Source organism: Methanospirillum sp., assembly GCF_035406105.1.
GTDB lineage: Archaea > Halobacteriota > Methanomicrobia > Methanomicrobiales > Methanospirillaceae > Methanospirillum.
Genome location: NZ_DAONKG010000034.1, coordinates 1 through 16,153 on the forward strand (window position 1 = coordinate 1; position 16,153 = coordinate 16,153).

Consider the following 16,153-nt stretch of genomic DNA (forward strand, 5'->3'; position numbering starts at 1 on the left):
ACTCTTTATCAATGGGAGATACGTCTCCACGGTTCTGCTTGCTCCCGGTGATATCAGGGAGTATGTGACCGGTTTTCTCTTTACTGAGCAGTATATTCAGAAACGCCGGGAGATAGAATCAATACGGGTGGAAAAAAACCGTGCCAGTGTTATTACGACGAATATATTCACCAGTCCGGGTCCCAAAAAGACCATTCTCTCCGGGTGCGGGGGGGCGGTCTCATATATTGATCCGGGAAAACTGCCTGTACTGAGCAGTAATTTTTCTGTTCCTGCAGCCATTCTGATTTCATCACTACCTCATCTCAAAATCCGTGATGTCGGATCAAAAAATCAGTTCTTCTCTGCTCTGTGCAGAGAGGGTCATTGTCAGGTATGCCGTCAGGATATCGGTGAAGATCAGGTAACAGACCGCATGATTGGAGCGGCGCTCATGCAGGACCTTGATCTATCTGCATCCTTTTGTATCTGCTCAAATACCATCACCTCTGAAACGGTCCGGAAGTGTCTCCTGGCAGGAATTCCGGTTATCATCACAACAAGGATATGTACCAATCTTGCTGTTGAGATTGGTCAGAAGAACGGCCTTTGTATTGGGGAAATACGTGAAAATCTCGTCTTAATTTATTCACGATCTGATCGGATTACGATGTGAGATGCCGGATACGATCTCCTGTAAGGTGGCAAGAAAGAGATCGATCTCTGTTTTCGTATTATACTGTGCAATACTCACCCTGACCGTTCCATCAGGCAGATTGAGTGCATGCATGAGTGGCTGACAACAGTGTGTTCCTGATCTGACAAGGATGTCATGCTCATCAAGTCGCTCAGCAACCTCGTGGGGATGCATCCCATCTACGGTAAATGAGACAACCCCGATCCGGGTTTCCGGATCTCCTGGGGCGTATATACGGACCCGGTCGATATTTTGCAGACCTTCTATGAGATAGGTTGTCAATTCTTTTTCATGTTCATATATCCTGTCCATTCCGATCTTTCTGAGATAATCAACTGCAACCCCAAGTCCGATGCCCCCTGCGATGTTTGGGGTTCCTCCCTCGTATTGTTCATATCCCGGAGCGTATGTGATCGAATCGCCGGTTACTGATTCAACCATTCCTCCCCCCTTAATGAGTGGTATGAGAACAGGTTCCTTCATCCAGAGTACACCGGTACCAGTCGGTCCTCCAAGTTTATGACCCGAAAAACAGTAAAAGTCGCATTCGATATCTGCCAGACAGACCGGCATGTGAGGGACTGCCTGTGCTCCATCAATGAGGAGAAGAGCTCCCTTTTCTCTGCAGAGGGCGGCGATCTCATGAACCGGGGTGATGACCCCAAGAACATTTGATACATGTGTCACAGCCACAAGTTTTACCGGTTTTTCCAAAGCCTTACGGAATGCATTCATATCCAGAGAATAATCCGGAAGGATACCGATAATCTCGATATGAACTCCCTGACTTGTAAGGGCTCTCCAAGGGAGGAGGTTTGAATGGTGCTCAAGAATGGTAGTGACAATTCGATCACCAGGATTCCAGGAGAGTCCATGGGCGACCATGTTGATCGCTTCAGTGGTGTTTTTGGTAAAGACGGTTATGCCATGGTGTGCGCCAATAAATTCAGCAACTTTCTCATGTGCATGCCAGTACCGCTGGGTTGCTATCCGGGTAAACCGATGCACCCCTCGTCCGACGTTTGATCTGTACCGGTGCTCATACTCAACCATCGCCTCAATGACCGGTTCAGGAGAGCAACTCGTTGCAGCATTATCCAGGTATATAACATCTCCAAGGATGGGATAATCATGCCTGATTGTCTGGAATATATCAGCCTGGTCAGGGCTGATTTCAGCTTTTTCCTGCCTGATAGGAGAGACTGGCTGGGTTTGCTGCTTCTTCTTTCTTTCCTTCGTTGGTGCAAGCGTGAAATCATCATTAACGAGCACTCCCATGTTCCTGCATAACTCACGCATCTTCGGAGGAAGTGCCCGCCATCGCCACAGACCCCAGTCAGCATAGGCATCCGGCATCTGTTTCTTTTCAGCCCACCTCTGAAGAAATGCATCCCAACGCTGCGTGAAATCCGGATGCGTCTTTCTGATTACGTCATACTCGCTTTCGAGCATGGCCGGGCAGAGATAACACCCGATTCGTTCGATGCCCTGATCATAGAGGGGATTTATGGGGATTTTCCGCCACCAGAGATACAGGAATACTTCACAAGCCCTCCAGCTCCGGATGGGGGATATATTCAGTTGCAGGGGATTGGCCGGGTTCTGACTGGTTTCATCAAGCCCAGCCCGGTTCCATGACTCATACCACCGGTTCCCCTGGATGGTGACACAGGGGCCAGTATCGGCGAGATAAATCTTGAGGGGATGTAATTTGAGTAGTTTACAACACCACCGGTTGTCCTTTCCAGGTGGGCCGGCCTTCTCGACCGCCTGCCAGAAGTCGCCCCCTTTTCTGATGATCTCAACCCCCTGTTCTTCAATAAACCGGATGGTTTCAGGAAATTCTAGTCCGGTATCGATAAAAAAGGCCTTTTCAACTCCGGCTTTTCGTGCAAGATGAAGAACTGCCGTGCTGTCTTTCCCGCCTGAGAACGATACATTGACCGTCGGCCGATCCTTCATATGGCTCTTAATAGTCCGGACTGCACTTCGCTCAAGGTTTTTCAGGTGATAGGTATTGTGGGCAATGACTTCTTCCCAGTCAGGGTCCGGATACGTGGATGGGGTGATAGGGAGGAGTTCCCTGACCTTGATAAACCCCTCTTTCACGATGGCTGTCCCGAATTTTCCATTCGCCGTGACAATGACTGATCCATCCGGGATCGGTTCTTTCAGGGGGAAGCGTTTCCCCCCGATTCTTCCTTTTTCAGCTTTCAGATCGATATGGGTTGTTAGGTCAATGATACCTTTTGTTATGTGGGGGACCAGAAATGGCAGAGCTTCAGGGGTAATATCGAGTGAATAGGTTTTGGTCACCGGATCAAACGTGAACCAGCCAAACCGCTGCCCGTTCATGATAATGAGTTCTGCACGATCATAGCCCCCCGTTTTATTTAAAAGAATTACTTTCGGGACAGGAACGTCGCCATATTGGGATGTTAATAATTGGATGATATGATCCCGGTCAGCTGAGAGAGCAGGGCGGAGATCATAGGGCTGAAGGAGGGGTATGGTTTTTGCTTCATTGCCGCAGCTGCAGGTTCGTCCGATCAGGGGAATATTGCAGTGTTCACACCAGTAAAGTGTTTTTTTCACAGCCGGCTCGTGCATTTCATTGAATAATAGGGGGTGAGGAGATAAGATACCTGTCAGTGATGAACGTACTCGTGACGAAAGTTATTAGTGTACTCTCGATTATGATAATGTAACGTACACTTTTTTTGGTAGGGAAACAGAGCTGGCTGAGCTCAACGATCGTTTCATCGGTTTACGTTCTGAGTTTTTTATCATCTATGGGAGGAGAAGAGTCGGAAAAAGTGAACTTATTAATGAATTTATCCGTCAGAATAAGGGGCTCCGCATTCAGGTTCGTGAGGGTTCACGTAAATATCAGTTAGAACAATTCGCAGAGGCGTTCTCCGAATTTTTTGATGATCCATTTATTGGGAAAAATGGTTTCACATCCTGGGATTCAGTCTTTGAATATCTTGCATCCCGCTTGACAAATCGGTTCATTCTGGCAATAGATGAGTTTCCCTATCTGGTAAAAGAAGATAGATCAATCCTCTCGATACTTCAGTATCATTGGGACAATAGACTTCGAGAAACCCGTATTTTCCTGATTTTATCCGGTTCATCAATTGGAATGATGGAAGATGAGGTTCTTTCATATCGGAGTCCATTATTTGGAAGAAGAACAGGACAACTTTTACTCAGACCATTCCGGTTTCATGAAGTACTTCCAATATTTCAGGATTTCAGAAAAGCGGTTGAGTATTACGCGGTGTATGGGGGTACTCCGCCTATATACTGGGTGTGAATACCAATGAAACCATTCGGGATTCTATCGAGAAAAATCTGCTCAATCCCCTCTCATATCTGTTCAGGGAGGTTGAATTTCTTCTCCTGATGGAACTTGTGGAACCAAGATATTATTTTGCAATCCTGCTCTCCATCTCCCATGGAAACAATACTCAGCATCTGATTACCAATGATACTGGTATCCAGAAAGGAACCGTTAACCGGTATCTTGCAACACTCATCGATCTTGACATTATATGGAAAGAAGTTCCTGCATTTGAGGATGAAAGGATCAGAAAAGGTCGTTACTTCTTCAGGGATAATTTATTCTCATTCTGGTTCAGATTTATCTTTTCTAACCGGGAAAGTGCTGAAAGTGGATTTACAAAGCAGATTTTGACAGAGAGTATTACTCCGTATCTTGCACAGTACATCGGTTCGTTATTTGAACGAATGGTTATTGATCTGTTGTTTTATCTGAATGGCACAGGAAAACTTCCTTTTCCATGTATATTTTCATCAATGAGAAGATGGTGGAATAAAGGAGAAGAGATCGATATCGTAGGTATTTCTGAATCAGATTCTTCCATTCTTTTTTGTCAAGTAAAATGGCAGGATAATGTTTATGGTAAAAAGGTGATTTTGAACCTGAAACAAAAAGCTGGTCTTATCAATTGGAAAGAAAAGGAGCGGAATGAGTTGTTCATGGTCATTGCCAGGTCTTTCTCATCTGTCGGTGATGAGGAACACGTGGTATACATGGATCTTGATATGCTTGAAAAACTCGTTCATTTATAAAACCCTCTCCATATGCCTTGATACCAGCCATAACTGGGAAGATGATACATCCCATGAAAGAAGTATATTGATCCCATCAACCGGATTACAAAATAATTTATCGTACAATGCTGACTTATCCGAATTACTGGATTTTTATGACGCTTTTTGGATCAATCCTTACCGATATCCGGGAAAAAACGCCCCTTGTCCATCATATGACAAACTATGTCACGGTGAATGACTGTGCCAATATCACCCTTAGCATAGGCGCTTCACCGGTTATGGCCCATGCAGAAGAGGAGGTTGGAGAGATGGTTGCGCTTGCAGGAGCTCTCGTTCTGAACATCGGCACTCTTGATTCCCAACAGATTGATCGGATGTTTATCGCAGCAAAAGCCGCAGAAAAACATGGTATCCCCATCATTCTTGATCCGGTTGGTGCCGGAGCAACCAGCTTACGGACAAAAACCGCTCAGAGAATGATCCAGGAGTTCTCCATATCAGTTCTCAAGGGCAATGCCGGAGAGATTGGGACCCTGGCCGGGAAACAGGCACAGGTCCGTGGAGTCGATTCGGGAGGAGTTACCGGGGATCCTATTGATATTACCTGTGGGCTTGCAGAACGACTAGGGTGCATCGTTGTTATGAGTGGTCCTGCTGACATCATCAGTGATGGTTCCCGGACTTTTCTTTGTGAGAACGGGCATCCATACATGGGGCGGATATCCGGGACTGGATGCATGGCCGCATCGGTTATCGGTTCCTGTGCGGCAGTCACAGGTGACTATCTCTCTGCATCCGCCACAGGAGTTGCTACGTTTGGGATTGCCGGAGAACGGGCTGCTTCAGATGCTGCTGGTCCGGGTTCTTTTAAATATCGCCTCTTTGACTGTATGGCATCGATCACGTCGGACGATGTCGACCGGTATGCCCGGATTCGGTCACTGTAGAATACCCTTGTGATCTGATTTCACAACCTTCATGGGGAATGGGGGATTATCTTCATTCCTTCATGAAGGTCCCTGGTATCTCCGGTATTACTCTGATCATCGCTATATGCTGTGGATTTTTAACCCCTTTTGATTTATCTGCAGTAAATATTGCGTTACCTACGATTGCCCGTGAATTCTGTCTTGATGCGATCGAATTAAGCTGGGTCAGTAGTGCATATCTTCTGGCATCAGCCGCTTTTCTTGTACCCTTCGGGAGAATTGGTGATATCTTTGGGAGAAAGAAGATCCTGACCGGTGGGATAGCACTCTTTACCCTTGCATCAATGGGGATGATGTTCTCATCGTCCTCTTTAGTTCTTATCAGTTTCCGGCTGGTTCAGGGCATCGGAGCTTCGATGATCTTCGGGACTGCCGTAGCTATCCTGACATCCGTGACCGACCCCTCACGACGGGGTCAGGCTCTTGGTATCTATACTACCTCAGTCTACCTTGGTCTTTCTGCAGGCCCCTTTATCGGAGGCTTTCTGACTGATGGCTTTGGGTGGCGAAGTATCTTTCTCATCAACGTCCCGATTGGCATCCTTATCCTTGCCCTGATCCTGTTCTATTTAAAAGGAGAATGGGCAGATGCAGCAGGTGAGTGGTTTGATATCAAAGGGGCCATTCTCTATGGGGCCAGTCTCACCGCGGTTATGATTGGTTTTTCCGAGATCCCCCATATCACCGGATTTATAGCCATTGGACTTGGAATCACCCTTTTCGCATTGTTTATCTGGCTTGAACACCGGGAAGCGTATCCACTTATCAGGGTGTCCATGTTCAGAACAAACCGCGTGTTTGCCTGTTCAAATGTTGCGGCTCTTATCAATTATGGCTCAACTTTTGCGATTACGTTCTTTCTCAGCTTATACCTGCAATATATCAGGGGATTTGACCCTCAGGAGGCCGGGTTCATTCTCGTCACCCAGCCGGTAGTACAGGCTTTTTTCTCTTCATATGCCGGCAGTCTTTCAGATTGGATTGAACCTGCAAAAATATCATCGCTGGGTATGGGGATTATCGCTATGGGGCTCGTTTCCTTAAGTTTTCTCTCGCCTGATACCTCCATGATGCAGCTTACGATAATCCTGGCGGTTCTTGGGTTTGGATTTGCTCTCTTCTCCTCACCAAATACCAATGCAATTATGAGCTCGGTGGAAAAGCGGTATTATGGCATTGCATCCGGGACGTTGGGGACGATGCGGCTGCTCGGACAGATGCTCTCAATGGGAATTGCGATGATGATCATCGCCATTGTTGTTGGAAAAGTAGACATTACACCAGATATGTCAGATGAGCTTATGAGTGCAATGAATATCGGGTTTGTTGCCTTTTCTATTATGTGTTTGATAGGGATATTCTTCTCAATGGTCAGGGGAAATGTCCGGTCTGAATAATTGTATTTCGCTCATATGAAAATCCTCGATTATGATGTATGATTTATTGTATAATCGTCGGATGCAATCGATGATTTTATCATGAATCATCGATTATATCTAACAAATGGATCGAAGAATCCAGGCGGTCCTCGATAGACAGAATCCCTGGTGGTTTGGACGAACCTATAACACGGGACAGAACCGGTTCGGCTCATATCCTGAATTAATCCGGTATCTTGACGCAAGGGAAATATTGTTTATTCAGGGAGTCAGAAGAAGTGGATAAACTATTCTGATGTGCGAAATCGTGAAATCCGTGGGTTAATCGAGGCCATGGATTCACACCCCGGAGTTCCCGGATACATTCTCACTATGAATGATTCAGAACGGTTAGAGGTGGATGATAAGATCATCCAGGTAATGCCTGCATACGAATATGCAGAAATGCTCAAAAAATGATATCAGGTTACTCCTCACAGGTCAGTTCATCATGACTGTGAGTGTGCCCGCCTCTTTCCTCCCAGGGTTTTAGCCCATGCTTCACCCGGTAATCGTTGATTGCTTTATGAATGCCTTCTTCTGCAAGAACTGAACAATGCATCTTGATCGGAGGGAGTCCCTCAAGTGCCTCGGCAACCGCTTTATTTGATACTTCCCAGGCTTCTTCAAGAGTCTTTCCCTTGATAAGTTCGGTTGCCATGCTGCTGGATGCCACAGCAGCCCCACAGCCAAATGTCTGGAATTTTACATCAATGATGATATTATCCTTCACCTTGATAAAAATCCGCATGATATCTCCACAAGTTGGATTGCCTACTTCACCAACTCCGTCCGCATCAGTGATCTCCCCCTGGTTACGGGGATTCATAAAATGGTCCATTACTTTTTCGCTATACATCACACGACCTCTTTTTCAGGTAATCTGCATACAGGGGTGACATAGTCCGCAGTCTGTCTACTGCCTTCTTAATCTCAACAAGGGTATATTCCACATCCTCTTCGGTATTGTCATGGCCAAGGGTGAGTCGCAGGGATCCATGGGCTGTTTCGGCAGGCACGCCAATTGCAAGCAGGACGTGAGATGGCTCAAGGGAGCCTGAAGAGCAGGCACTCCCGGTCGATGCAGCAATACCGGCATTATCGAGGAGCAGTAAAAGGGACTCTCCTTCTATAAACTCAAAGCTTACATTGATATTGCCTGGCAGTCTGTCTGTCCGATCGCCGTTGAGCCGGGTATGGGGAATTTCAGTGAGGATCCTCTCCAGCAGATAATCCCTGAGTTTTCGTATCCGGGGAATCTGCAAATCCATATTCAGAATTGCTTTCTCAATGGCAACTCCAAGCCCGACAATCCCTGGCACATTCTCGGTCCCAGCCCGCTTTTTTCTCTCCTGACCACCTCCGTGAAGGTATCCGTCAATCCTTATCCCCTTCCTGATATACAGGGCTCCGATCCCTTTCGGTCCGTAAAATTTGTGGGCAGAGAGAGAGAGGAGGTCAATATTCATCTCCTTTACATGAATCGGGATATTTCCGATAGCCTGCACAGCATCGGTATGAAATAATACTCCTTTCTTCCGGCATATAGTCCCGATCTCTTTGATGGGCTGAATCGTCCCGATCTCGTTATTCGCAAACATTACCGAGACCAGAATGGTCTTATCTGTTATGGCAGCGCTTAAATCATCGATTCGCACCTTTCCGGATTCATCAACCGGCAGATATGTCACTCTGAATCCAAGATTTTCAAGGTATTTACAGGTATGCAAAATTGCATGGTGTTCAATCGCTGTGGTGATGATATGATCACCTTTCTTCCGGTTTGCAAACGCAACACCAATAAGAGCCCAGTTGTCTGATTCCGTCCCTCCTGAAGTAAAGTAGATCTCTTCTGGCTCTGCCCCAAGGGCTGATGCAACTTTCTTTCTGGCATTCTCGATTGCAGCTCTGGATTCACGGGCAAGACGGTACAGGGATGATGGATTCCCATAGTACTCGGAGTACCAGGGAAGCATGGCCTGCACTACATCAGGGTCGGTGGACGTCGTAGCACTATGGTCCAGGTATATTGTTTTTTGATCTGCCATGTCTGTCTGGTATAGGTTTGATATGGTACCTGAAGAGAAGATCGTCAAGAGATTATCATAGGTACCTATCATGTACGATCCAGGTGTTCGTTTGTCAGGATTGTGCAGACCTGACATACCCTTCCTGAACCTGGCCATCCACAGGAGACACAGGTCTGATACGGGTCCCGCTCAAATGATATCCCAAGTTTATCCCGAATTTCCTCTTCACAGCGGGCAGCATGTCTCATGCTTCCCGGATGATTCCGTTCGTATCGGTACAGGAGAGCTCGGACTTCTCCACGAAGGGACGAGGATGCGTACGGGCACTCAGGGAGATCCCGGAAGAGTCCAAAAAGGAGAGCATAAAGGGTTACTTCCCGTTCACTGACCTCTGCAAATGGTTTAATCCGACGTGCGTACCACGGAGACTCTCCCATTCCTGAAAAGACCTTTCGTACATCTCCTGATATGGCATTCATCAGAGCAGTCTGGGCATGGTCATCCTGATTATGGCCGGTGGCAATAACTTTTATTGAATGGTTTCGTGCCAGAATTTCAAGAGCACGGCGGCGAAGAATTCCACAGATGGTGCAGGCATTTCGATCTGAACCGGAAACCAGCTGATCAAGTGAATGGCCGAATACATCCTGAAATCTGATAATATAATGGGGGACGCCAAGAATACTGCAGGTTTCCTCTGCTGCTCTGATGGTCTCCTGACGGTACCTTTCAATTCCTTCATCAACGGTGAGGGCAACAACCCGGCAGGAGAGCTGATCCAGAATCCTGCACACCGCTTTCAAAAGAGCGGTACTGTCCTTTCCCCCTGAGAAGGCAATGCCGACAACCGGAGGAAGATCAATCTTTTTCAGGTAGATCAGGACCTGTTCTTCAACAGAGGTGATGAGATGATCCGAGCAGAGATGTATCTCTCTCTCCCGGTCTAGATAGACTGCCGGATTTTGACATAAGGAACAGATTTTCAGGTGTTTATCCACCATGAGAGATCTGAATTACTCTGATGGAGTCATCATCGTCTGGAACAGTATCCTCTGGTATGATCTCATTTTCCCGTGACAAAAGGGTCGTGAGAGGATCTATGTTCATCTCTACTAAAATCTCTTCGATAGTCCTCCCATGAACCGTTATCTGGTGTTCTGTCAGATCCGGCAGGATAAGTCTCATGTGTGCATCAGTTTTGGCGTGTATTTAGATAGGTTTGGTGATGGCAGCAGAATATGCGATCACCATATCATGTGCTTATGTATATCATTATGCAGTTTATTTTGATATAATATATAAAGAAAACTGGGTTTTGCATATCTTTGGTTGGCAGAATATTTTTCGTGTCTTTTTAGGCACGAAACAAAAAAAGGTTATATCAAAGACTAAAAGCGGATGTTTTAATAAAATGGTGAGTTTCGTTGAACTATTGTATGGATGCACACACGGCTCTGATTCCATCTATGATCTGCTCACACTCGTTTGGGGTGTTCATGTATGACAGGCTGACGCGGACTGCACCCCTTCCCTGCGTCAGGCGATTATGGATCCATGGTGCACAATGAAGCCCGCTCCGTGTTATTATCCTGAATGCTTTCGCAAGCATGTATCCGATATCATCCGGTTTTATGCCAGCTATCTGAAATGATATAAGGGGTGTCTCCGGGGCGTCATGGAGTAATGATACACCTTCAATCTCATGCAGTTCGTGAACGATATCTGAAATCAGGGCCATCCCTTTCGAATGTATCGTCTCTACGCCGATATCCCGGATAAATGTGATCCCCGCGGCAAGCCCTGCAATCCCAGGAAAATTAGGGGTTCCTGTTTCGAATCGTTCAGGCATATCATCCGGCTGGGTCGGCGAGGATGAATCAAACCCTGTTCCTCCCTGTCGAACTGGGTGTATCTTTTCAGGTGTTTTTAGATAGAATCCTCCTGTTCCTGGAATACCAAACAGATACTTGTGCCCGGTAAAGACAAATGCATCACAACAGACGCGTGATAGATCTATTGGGATCTGGCCTGCACTCTGTGCTCCATCAATAATTGAAAAGATCTCTTCATCATGCAATATCCGTGAGATCTCGTTAATATTCTGGACCGTTCCAATGACATTCCCGGCATGAGAGATGATGCCAAGTTTTGTATTTTTCTGACATGAGCTGATGACATCGTCAGGATTAATATGTCCACCTCTATCAGGTGCGATGACGGTAACGGTAATTTTTCCTGCTTTTTGTAACTCATACAAAGGACGTATTACAGAATTATGCTCAAATTCCGTAGTGATGACATGAAATGATTCCTGTTCATGTGCAGCAAATCCATGGATGAGAAGGTTTAATGAGTCAGTTGCATTCGCAGTAAAGACGTATGCTTCAGACTCTTTGGAATTGAATAATTCAGCCAGTTTTTTTCTTGCATCGAACAGATAATCCGGTATCTCCCGCAATGTTGTCCTTCCCTGCTCAGAATAAGGCCCGGCAGACGCACAACAGACTGCTTTCAGGACGCTTTCTGGTTTTGGCCACGTTGTTGCCGCATTATTTGCATAAATTATATCATGAGAATTTTGAGAAGAGTTGTTTTTGTCCATACGTTTCTCCTAAAAACTGGTGATATTGTATTGTATTGAAGTCATCCGCACAAAAACTGTCACAATCATGCATACCATAAATCCGGTAGTTCCGGAAAATCCAAGCACGCTCATTATAACGTACATGGTTGCACCGGCGCAGGATGCAATCGCATAAAACTGACTTGGCTTAAATAGTTCAGGAATTTTTGCAAAGAGTATGTCTCGCAGTACTCCTCCAAAGGAAGCAGTGATCACTCCCATAATTGGGGCAATGATGGGTGGAATTCCACTAGATAATGCGTACATGGACCCAAGGTATGCCCACATTCCAAGGGTAAATGAGTCAATGAAAGCAAATGTGTCCGAGGTTCCGAATATGAAGCTGATTATTGGATGAAAAAATCCCGGTGTGTTTGATTTTACCTCAGGCTCGTCCGGATGACTAATGGGAATCAGTAAAATTCCAATTATTCCTACGATAAAAATACTGATAAGATAAATCGGGTCTGCAAGCCAGAAAAGGGGATATCTATCAAGAAGAAGATCGCGGATAGTCCCTCCGCCGACGGCAACAATAACCGCAATAACCAGTGCTCCAAAAAAATCCATCCCGTTTTTTCGTGCGTCGTACACTCCAGTTGATGCAGAGAGAATAATTGCTATCCATTGGATGACTGTCTGAAAGAGAAGAACAACATCGGTAATTTCAGGTTCCATGAATGGGTAATGCTCCAGGTCTGAAACGGTCCGTTTCTGTGAATCTTTGTGCTCTTCAGATATAATTGATTGTTCAATAAGATGATTACCAGAAGTGATCTCATAATGTCGCCTCTATTCGTATTATGATTCGGGTATGGTGTTGCAAGGGATGCTCTACGAAGGTTTCATGAGATTTATCGTGCTGCGTGATGAAATATGAACACAATAGATGGAGATTATAAAAAGAAAAAAAACCTCAACATGTACTGACGGAACGGTAGTATACGAGTATACTATGAGTGAACCGGTACACCAGATTTTCATTGATATTCTTGAAAGATTCGGCCAGGTAAAAAAGAGAAAACTTGGAGGCCTGGTGATGTTTACCTTTCAGAGGGATGATTGGTATACCTTAAAAGGAATATCCGATGATTCCATATTCTATGTAACATACCCGAAGACAGATTCTCATGCGGCCGAAGAGTTTATCAATACCCTTGTTGCGGCATATAACAAAGAATTCAGAGAGACAGTCCTCAAAAAAAGTTATGATGAGAAATGAAGGGCCTCATCCATGCTTCCTGAGCGATATCCCTGGAGATCCAACGTAATATACGAAAATCCAAGATTTTTAAAGAACAAGGAAATCTCTTCCCGATGTAACAGAATGGTTTCCATATCATCAGGCATCACTTCGATACGTGCGATAGTGCCATGGTGTCGTACTCTGGCCTGCTGAATTCCTCTATTCTGCAGAAGTTCCTCTCCTTTTTCAATCATTCGAAGTTTTTCATTGGTTATCTCTTCCCCATAAGGAATGCGTGAATACAGGCAGGCAGAAGAGGGTTTATTCCAAAATGCATATCCCATCCGGAATGCAATCATTCTGATATCCTCTTTTGTGATCCCGGCCATGATAAACGGATGAATTATGCCACAAGAACTGGATGCATCAATACCTGGCCGGTATTCTTCTACATCAGATGCATTCGCTCCATCTGCAATTGTTTTGTACCCGAATTCATCTCCAATCTCCCGAAGAATGGGAAATGTTTTGAGTTTGCATGATTTACACCGATCATGCGGGTTTGACTGTTGTACTTCATAGGAGAGTGGAATTCCCTGCCGGATAACGAGTGGTAATTTCAGGGATTCTGCCTGGGTTTTTGCAGTGGATACTGCCCTTCGGGGAACCTCAGCCCCGTCAATGAAAACGCATACGATTTGGTCTGCTCCAACACTCTCTCGTGCAAGAACAGCAAGAAGCGTACTATCTACTCCTCCGGAGTATGAAATCACAAGTGGTGCATGTTCTTTGATTATTGTAATTATTCTCTCCGTTTTTTGATGAATATCCATGACGTGCACCATATGTGTACAAATCTTTTGACTAAAAATTCTTTTACCCGGGCATTCTTCAGGAGATAATCAGGCCAGAAAGCTTTATCAAAGCATTTTGTATAAAGGAATCCGGATAAATAATTTATGCTGATTTACATTCAGCACTGCGTCTTGGAAAAAAATAAAGCCGGGTTATACCAGCATGTTGATTGGGTGCTTGTCGATCTTTACATCGCCACCGAGTTCACGGAGGGTTTCTGCAAGAACAATGTCACTGAATGCCATTGCAGTTGCGGTTGCCTCACAGTTCTCGATTGGACCGAACATGATAAGGTCAGCACCAAGGGTTGCTGCCATAATGTTACATCCGATATCAGCAGAGGACCAGGCAGCCTGACGGATACCTTCAACACCGCCAAAGTGGTGGTGTCCCATCTGCTCAAGGAGGGTCCCTGCGTCTTTGTACCGGTCAAGAAGGCCGCTCTTTCTCCAGCGCTTGAGCCAGGTCCAGGATACGGTCATGTTGTGGTATGCACCACCGGTCGGGAGCCCGTGGATTGCCTTACAGGCCAGGATCTCACGGAATGAACCCCCGGATCCAAGGCCAAGCGGAGTTGCTGCAGTGTCAAGGATTGGACGCTTGATACCACATTCCTCTGCAATGGCAAGCATGGGTTTTTCCTGACCGGCAACGCCACCTTCTGCGAGCACTTTCTCACGGCCACGGACACTTGGGTCACCGGGGTTAAATGCGAGCACAATGGCTGCGTCAACATCACTCTTCTTGATAGCCTCGATGTTCTCAGGTCCGATGGAACCGTTGATGGAGTTGTAAACCGCACGATCTGCAACTCCTGCTTCTGTGACATACTTACATGCATGTGCCAGTGCTGCAGGTGCAGAGGAGTCCATCAGGAACGGGAACTGGTCATCGATGGAACAGAACCAGTCGATGTAACTCTCAAAGGCTTCTCCGAATTCAGCGATGATCTGACAGAAGTACCAGTGTCCGGTTATATCATAGAGTTCAAGACAGCGGTTCCAGAGTGCTTCTGCTTTTGCTTTGTCAATCTTTCCAGTATGCTCATCGAGCACAGTCTCGTGCTTGTTGTAGAATATCGATGCACCAAGGACACGTGGATATTCTCCCGGCTGTCCTCCGATCTTGTATCCATTGAAATCAAGGACCGTCTGTTCCTTTTCAAACATGAACATTGCTTATCACCTCTTATTTAGCGAGTATCTCGAGCAGTTTCGGAAGTAATTCCGTTATTATTATGTATGACATAAGTCCGGCTACGATACCATACAGAATACCAATATCGCGTCCGACTTTCCGGCCGACACGCTGGGCAATCTCACCCTCGACGAACTCGAGTTTTTTCTCGATTGCATCCAGTTTCGACTCGATCTCAAGGAACTGCGGGTTTGCAGTGGCCGCTACTGCAGCACCTCCGCCACCACCTTCCTCCTTGATCTCGACAACCATCGGTCCACCAGGGAATACGCCGGGATCCCGTGCCTTCAGCTCGTTGATCTTGGCTGATATGGCGCCAATGTCCTCAGCCTCCATGATGTCGACGATCTCGACCTGTTCCTGAAACCTCTTGATGTGTTCAGCACTGAGGTTTTCAATGAACGGAATTGCTCCCTTGGATCCGACGATCTTACCGCCCTCAACACCATTCTGATGGAGTGCAATAAAGCTCTGTCCTGAAAGGTGACCCTTGACTTCTGTACCACAGGTAATGACAAACCGGATGTTCGGGTTGGAGATGACGTTTGCTATGACCTTCTCCAGACCAAGGTTTTCGGTTTTACAGGATCCTGCGATAGCTGCACCTGCACTGCAGATTGCACCCTCGTCAAGGTGGGATCCCATGGTGACTACAGCAACCGGGCTTTTTGGATCACCGGTGTGGAAGTCTCCCTGGACAATTGGCCAGCCTGATGCGGGCTCTCCCTTCTCTGCCATCAGATTCCTCCAAGCAGAATGACTGGTACTACCAGAATCAGGGCAAATGCAAGACCAATTGCGAATCCAATTATCCCTGAGTCCATGATACCGGATTCAAGTTTGTTGGTTCGTGCTAGGATCTGTCCCTTATATTTCATGTCAGCCATCATAGCGTCAATTGCAGCCATGCGTATTGGTCCTGACTTCTTCTCATCTGACACTTAACTCACCCCGTGTCCTACAAGCAGGAGTCCAACAATCACAAACGAGACGATAAGACCGATCATAAGTCCTTCGACTTTACCACCATATACACCGGCAGCATACTTGTCGTAAAACCCAATATCGGTAATCATCCGCTGGATAGTCTTCATCC

The 16,153-nt window shown here is 46.2% G+C and carries 18 protein-coding genes and 1 pseudogene; 7 read left to right on the forward strand and 12 right to left on the reverse strand.

Annotated elements, in window-relative coordinates; all coding sequences use genetic code 11:
• Positions 1-655 (forward strand): formate dehydrogenase accessory sulfurtransferase FdhD (locus tag PLA23_RS03305; RefSeq protein WP_324474023.1); only part of this gene is annotated, 655 nt, incomplete at its 5' end.
• On the opposite strand, the gene PLA23_RS03310 is transcribed toward PLA23_RS03305, so the two are convergent.
• A complete protein-coding gene (locus PLA23_RS03310) occupies positions 629-3,286 on the reverse strand; it encodes an aminotransferase class V-fold PLP-dependent enzyme (RefSeq protein ID WP_324474025.1) in 2,658 nt (885 codons plus the stop codon). The two genes, PLA23_RS03305 and PLA23_RS03310, sit on opposite strands and share 27 nt — an antisense overlap.
• Before the next feature lie 151 nt (positions 3,287-3,437).
• On the opposite strand from PLA23_RS03310, the gene PLA23_RS03315 reads away from it, so the two are divergent.
• From PLA23_RS03315 to PLA23_RS03335, 5 genes are all read left to right on the forward strand, one after another.
• Positions 3,438-3,995 (forward strand): AAA family ATPase, encoded by a 558-nt coding sequence (locus tag PLA23_RS03315; protein WP_324331125.1) that lies wholly within the window; start codon positions 3,438-3,440, stop codon positions 3,993-3,995.
• A complete protein-coding gene (locus PLA23_RS03320) occupies positions 3,992-4,774 on the forward strand; it encodes an ATP-binding protein (protein ID WP_324474028.1) in 783 nt (260 codons plus the stop codon). The genes PLA23_RS03315 and PLA23_RS03320 overlap by 4 nt, the downstream gene beginning before the upstream one ends.
• 137 nt (positions 4,775-4,911) lie before the next feature.
• Entirely contained in the window at positions 4,912-5,706 is a 795-nt protein-coding gene (thiM, locus tag PLA23_RS03325; protein WP_324331121.1) for a hydroxyethylthiazole kinase, read from the forward strand.
• A 38-nt stretch (positions 5,707-5,744) separates the two neighbouring features.
• On the forward strand, positions 5,745-7,145 hold the full coding sequence (locus PLA23_RS03330) for an MFS transporter (protein ID WP_324474029.1): 1,401 nt from the start codon (positions 5,745-5,747) through the stop codon (positions 7,143-7,145).
• Positions 7,146-7,251: 106 nt separating this feature from the next.
• Positions 7,252-7,413, forward strand: a complete 162-nt coding sequence (locus tag PLA23_RS03335; protein WP_324331831.1) for a hypothetical protein — start codon at positions 7,252-7,254, stop codon at positions 7,411-7,413.
• A gap of 180 nt (positions 7,414-7,593) precedes the next feature.
• Here the strand turns inward: PLA23_RS03335 and nifU are convergent, their stop codons facing one another.
• From nifU to PLA23_RS03365, 6 genes are all read right to left on the reverse strand, one after another.
• Positions 7,594-8,025, reverse strand: coding sequence for a Fe-S cluster assembly scaffold protein NifU (gene nifU, locus PLA23_RS03340; RefSeq protein WP_324331832.1), 432 nt, complete (start codon positions 8,023-8,025; stop codon positions 7,594-7,596).
• Positions 8,018-9,214: a cysteine desulfurase NifS gene (gene nifS, locus PLA23_RS03345; protein ID WP_324331833.1), complete on the reverse strand. Its 1,197-nt coding sequence runs from the start codon at positions 9,212-9,214 to the stop codon at positions 8,018-8,020. The genes nifU and nifS overlap by 8 nt, the downstream gene beginning before the upstream one ends.
• A gap of 68 nt (positions 9,215-9,282) precedes the next feature.
• The gene (locus PLA23_RS03350; protein WP_324474031.1) at positions 9,283-10,197 is read right to left on the reverse strand and encodes a TIGR00269 family protein; all 915 of its coding nucleotides are present in this window, start codon (positions 10,195-10,197) and stop codon (positions 9,283-9,285) included.
• Positions 10,187-10,381, reverse strand: a complete 195-nt coding sequence (locus tag PLA23_RS03355; protein ID WP_324474033.1) for a ubiquitin family protein — start codon at positions 10,379-10,381, stop codon at positions 10,187-10,189. Before PLA23_RS03355 ends, PLA23_RS03350 begins: the two co-directional genes overlap by 11 nt.
• Before the next feature lie 244 nt (positions 10,382-10,625).
• The gene (locus tag PLA23_RS03360) at positions 10,626-11,798 is read right to left on the reverse strand and encodes an aminotransferase class V-fold PLP-dependent enzyme (RefSeq protein ID WP_324330603.1); all 1,173 of its coding nucleotides are present in this window, start codon (positions 11,796-11,798) and stop codon (positions 10,626-10,628) included.
• A gap of 9 nt (positions 11,799-11,807) precedes the next feature.
• Positions 11,808-12,497, reverse strand: a complete 690-nt coding sequence (locus PLA23_RS03365; protein ID WP_324474034.1) for a trimeric intracellular cation channel family protein — start codon at positions 12,495-12,497, stop codon at positions 11,808-11,810.
• Between the two features lie 211 nt (positions 12,498-12,708).
• Here PLA23_RS03365 and PLA23_RS03370 point away from each other — a divergent pair, with 211 nt between their 5' ends.
• The gene (locus PLA23_RS03370) at positions 12,709-13,041 is read left to right on the forward strand and encodes a hypothetical protein (protein WP_324330607.1); all 333 of its coding nucleotides are present in this window, start codon (positions 12,709-12,711) and stop codon (positions 13,039-13,041) included.
• Here the strand turns inward: PLA23_RS03370 and larE are convergent.
• The 5 genes and pseudogenes from larE to PLA23_RS03395 form a co-directional block, all read right to left on the reverse strand.
• Positions 13,026-13,838 carry an ATP-dependent sacrificial sulfur transferase LarE gene (gene larE / locus PLA23_RS03375; RefSeq protein WP_324330609.1) on the reverse strand — a complete coding sequence of 271 codons (813 nt, stop codon included), beginning with the start codon at positions 13,836-13,838 and terminating at the stop codon, positions 13,026-13,028. The two genes, PLA23_RS03370 and larE, sit on opposite strands and share 16 nt — an antisense overlap.
• Positions 13,839-14,012: 174 nt before the next feature.
• Complete coding sequence (mtrH, locus tag PLA23_RS03380) at positions 14,013-15,035, reverse strand: tetrahydromethanopterin S-methyltransferase subunit H (RefSeq protein ID WP_324474036.1); 1,023 nt, start codon at positions 15,033-15,035, stop codon at positions 14,013-14,015.
• Positions 15,036-15,048: 13 nt separating this feature from the next.
• A complete protein-coding gene (mtrA, locus tag PLA23_RS03385) occupies positions 15,049-15,795 on the reverse strand; it encodes a tetrahydromethanopterin S-methyltransferase subunit A (protein WP_324330613.1) in 747 nt (248 codons plus the stop codon).
• Entirely contained in the window at positions 15,795-15,998 is a 204-nt protein-coding gene (locus tag PLA23_RS03390) for a tetrahydromethanopterin S-methyltransferase subunit F (protein WP_324330615.1), read from the reverse strand. The genes mtrA and PLA23_RS03390 overlap by 1 nt, the downstream gene beginning before the upstream one ends.
• Positions 15,999-16,153 (reverse strand): annotated as a pseudogene (locus PLA23_RS03395) (tetrahydromethanopterin S-methyltransferase subunit A); the annotation flags it as partial.